The organism is Chlorogloea sp. CCALA 695 (assembly GCF_003003885.1).
In the GTDB taxonomy this organism is placed as follows: Bacteria; Cyanobacteriota; Cyanobacteriia; order Cyanobacteriales; family Chroococcidiopsidaceae; genus Aliterella.
The window spans coordinates 1-3468 of record NZ_PVWN01000130.1; the positions used below are offsets into that span (position 1 = coordinate 1).

The window sequence follows — 3468 nt, forward strand, 5'->3', positions numbered from 1 at the left end:
TCTTTTTCGGTAAGAGGTCGCCTAAGAGCGGTTCGAGAACGTTCCATTCGGCATCACTGAGACTGCTGGAATAGGGCCTTGTTCATCCTTAAAATCACTATCCTTACACTAGCTCAACTCTCGAAAAGATGTCAAATGGGTTCTATAGATATCTGATTTGCTTTGCCCGCGCCACTGTTCATCAGTTAAATTGAAGAGGCTGTGGTTTAGCAATGCCGTAGCCTTGAGCATAATCTATGCCAAGGGCGGTGATTTTCTTCAAGATATTATCATTTTCAACAAACTCCGCAATAGTCTGAATTCCCATAGCATGACCAACTTGGTTAATTGCTTGGGTCAGTGCTAAATCCATTGGATCTTCAACAATGTCCTTGATAAATTCGCCATCAATTTTCAAATAATCTACTGGGAGATTTTTGAGGTAAGCAAAAGAAGACATACCACTACCAAAATCATCTAAAGCGAAACGACAACCAAGCTGCTTCAGTTTGCTAATTAGCTTACCAGCCTTGCTTAAGTTAGTAATAGCAATAGTTTCAGTAATTTCAAAACAAATTACTTGGGGGGGGACGGAGTATAAGGAGAACTGCTGCTCTAAGAAGTCAATGAAAGATTCATCATTGATACTTGCCCCAGAGAGGTTAATTGCGTACATATTAGAACAGTATAGTTCTAGGCAAGATGACCCAGTTTCCTGACAGTGCTGGTCAAGACTAGCAAAGAACGTACTGATTACCCAACGGTCAATGAGATGCATTAAGTTATAGCGTTCCGCCGCCGGAATAAACGCCATTGGCGGCACTAACTTACTAGGTTCATCCTGGAGACGTAGCAAGACTTCGTAATGCTTCCCTTGGGACTCGGCTGGAGCTAAGGGGACAATTGGTTGGTAATAAAGGCAAAAAGAATTAAACTGCAAAGCTTTAGTCAGCCGCGATATCCATTGCATTTGACCATGCCTAATTGCCAAATCCTGGTCGTCAGCTTGATAGAGGTGTACGCGATTACGCCCAGCATTCTTAGCTGCATAGCAAGCCATGTCCGCCGCACTCAAAACGTTAGATAGGTCTAAGCTATCGGCATTAATGCTAACTAAACCAATGCTCACCCCAATCGTGAAAGTTTTGTCTTGCCAACTAAACCGAAATTCTTGGAGACTTTGACGCAGCGCATTAGCAATACGCAGTGACTGACTTAAGGGACATTGATTGAGCAATAGACCAAATTCATCGCCGCCTAAACGGGCGAGAGTATCGGTAGCACGCACCTGTTTTTGGAGCAGAGCGGTAACTTGACGTAGTAGTTCATCTCCTGCGGCATGACCGCAGGTGTCATTGACAATCTTGAACTGGTCTAAATCTAGAAAACACAATGAATGTTGTTGATTATGAGTTTTAGCACTATGGAGGGTCTGTTCCAAACCCTGCTCAAATTCCCATCGATTGATTAATCCTGTTAACCCGTCATGGCGACTTTGCCAAGCTAAACGCTGCTCACTCTCCCGCAGAGCAACTTCTGCTCGCTTCCGCTCTGTGATATCGGTGTGCGCCCCCACCCACTCACGGATACTACCATCAGCGTCAAGAACTGGTGCCGCACGGACAGAACAATCCCTGTATTCTCCGTCATGGCGGCACAAGCGGTGTTCCATCTCATATAAGCTTTGAGTTGAGACAGCTTTATTCCAGCAAGCTAGGGTAGGCTCTACGTCCTCCGGATGTATAGTTGCTGACCAGCCAAAATTCTGATACTTTTCGTAGGTCTGACCAGTGAAGGTACTCCAACTGGGCTGCTCTCCAATCATTCTTCCGTCCGCACTGTTAGTCCAAATAATTTGTGTAGTTGCTAGCGTTAGAGAACGATACCGTTCTTCACTATGCCGCAAAGCTTCCTCCGCCAAGTTACGCACAATAATCTCTGCTTGCAGAAGTACATTTGTGACTTCTAGTTCTTCAGTTCGTTCGCTAACTCGGTTTTCTAAATCATCATATGCTTTTAAGACCGTCAACTCTGCCTGCTTACGCTTCCTGTCCATCTGATTTAAAATTCTGGCGTTCCACCAGACTAAGACGGCAAAGGTAATAATGTTAGACAGCACCAGCAGCGCTACACCAAATTCTGTGCCAAATAGTCCAGTTTTTTGACCTTGCAAACATAACCAGCCAAGCACTAAGGGAATAATAATAGTAGATGGCAACAAACGCCGTGCCGTCACTCCTCCTACCGTATCTGCTAAAATTATCTGGACTAAGGTATGGTTTGGAGCAGCTAGGACGATGCCAATCGAGAGAATAATAAAGGTAACGGCTGTGTGCAAAGCCATCATTGCTAGGAAAACAATCCCGATTAAATCTGTAACGCCATAGGCATAACCAATCAATGTCATTGAGCCGAGCCAAGCTGGCACAAGGACTGACCCTTGTGCCAGCTTGGCTGGATTTTTTGCCCTTTTGCTTTTAACAGGATTAAAGACAAACCCGATATTACAAAGCCTAGAGCGGTACTAAACGCCATCCGTCCAGGGGCAATAGTACCAAAACTATCGGGAGCGGTGGTTTGGATAAATAATAATTGGTCGATATGTAAGTCCCACCTAAAAAAATACTCAATAAGCGTTAATCCTCCCAGCAGGAACACCAACATCGAGCATCCTAAACCTATCAATTCTCTCCAGAAAGTATACACACCTCTACCGCGCTCTTTCGTAAGCAATCGTAACTTTAATGATAGACCCGCCATTATGAATCCTAGTGCTGTATTTGGTCTCATGGCGACGACAAATCCTGGAAAAATACTCTTTAGGAAGGGAATATTATATAGCCACCCCATTATCACTATGCAGCCAATCAGGATAACAATTGTGCTTGCAGTTTGGGAACAAGTTTTGAGAAGAGCGTTTGTCAATATTGTTCCTATCTGTGCTTAATTGACCGTTGCTGCATCAAGCTCTTGGTGTTCAACAGTTTGACTGTCAAATCCTTTGCTTCACAGCAACTTTACAATACTTATATTTTCCTGTGATGGCTATAAAAGCGGTTATGGTAGAACCACTGAATAATACGGCAATATTTTCAAGTGATATTGAGTATTGTTTCAGTTTGTACGTAAATCTACGCATAATTAGTGCTGGTAGACCTAACTCAAGAGATTACTTACCCTCGGTTACAACATTAAGACCTCTTGTTGCGCCCTCCTCAAGCCAGGTTAATTGCGTCGTGTTGCTTGGCTTAAATTAGGACTTACATACTTAGCTCCATAAGCAGTGAAAAAAGATGACTTTCATCCTTTATGGAAATGGTCAGCTGCGCTAAAAACGGTGGGATTTTATTTCAATACCTAACTCTCGTAAACATCTACTATTCTGACTGACCAACCACTTTTGACCACACCCCCGTTTTCGTTTTCAGCCGTTCTCGGAAAGCCTGACGCTGCTGCTCGTCCCGTTCTTGATATCCGTAGGTCTTTTTT

The 3468-nt window shown here is 43.7% G+C and carries 2 protein-coding genes; both read right to left on the bottom strand.

Annotation, left to right across the window (positions count from 1 at the left end; all coding sequences use genetic code 11):
* Positions 1-181: 181 nt before the first annotated feature.
* Positions 182-2407: a bifunctional diguanylate cyclase/phosphodiesterase gene (locus C7B70_RS25250; RefSeq protein ID WP_199192569.1), complete on the bottom strand. Its 2226-nt coding sequence runs from the start codon at positions 2405-2407 to the stop codon at positions 182-184.
* The gene (locus tag C7B70_RS25255; RefSeq protein ID WP_146134180.1) at positions 2383-2739 is read right to left on the bottom strand and encodes a hypothetical protein; all 357 of its coding nucleotides are present in this window, start codon (positions 2737-2739) and stop codon (positions 2383-2385) included. The genes C7B70_RS25250 and C7B70_RS25255 overlap by 25 nt, the downstream gene beginning before the upstream one ends.
* Between the last annotated feature and the right edge of the window lie 729 nt (positions 2740-3468).